The following is a 508-nucleotide window of genomic DNA, read 5'->3' as shown; positions in this document are numbered from 1 at the left end:
CCACCCATGCTACTGTCTTTAGCAAGCACACCTTTTGTTATTGTGGATAACTCAATGTAGTGCCCTGGGTTTTGAAGGAATCCTTATAAAATAAGGCTTTCACATTCAAAAGTGTCAAAGTCGGGTGCTTTTAGATTGTTGCAGTCCAGCCAGAATATATTCTCTGATCAAAACTCAACTTCTTCAAAATTAAAGATTTATTTGCCACTTGCAACATCATATGGGTTTACCTTTTTTTGTTTACCATTATTAGCCAAGAGCGTTTCTGAAGTACCAGAAATTGAAGTTACAACTTTTACGTTTCCTTATTTTGACGTTTCACCTGAGTACATACGTAGCTTAATTAAAAATATGGAAATTATTGTATTAGACAATAGCTACGAGCGATATCTAGATAATGAAATCTGGAAAAAGTATGCGCAACTTGAACAGACAATTAAATTATTTAGCGCAAAAAGTTATTTAGATCAAGCACCTGCTTTACAGACACAGGGTAAACGCATCTAAT

General features: G+C 34.6%; 1 protein-coding gene. It reads left to right on the top strand.

Annotated features, from left to right (window positions below):
- Window positions 1-111: 111 nt before the first annotated feature.
- On the top strand, window positions 112-507 hold the full coding sequence (locus DNK84_RS11525) for a hypothetical protein (RefSeq protein WP_119344648.1): 396 nt from the start codon (window positions 112-114) through the stop codon (window positions 505-507).
- Window position 508: the final 1 nt, after the last annotated feature.

The organism is Facilibium subflavum (assembly GCF_003574485.1).
Classification (GTDB): domain Bacteria; phylum Pseudomonadota; class Gammaproteobacteria; order Francisellales; family Francisellaceae; genus Facilibium; species Facilibium subflavum.
This window is presented reverse-complemented; position numbering and strand designations above follow the sequence as displayed.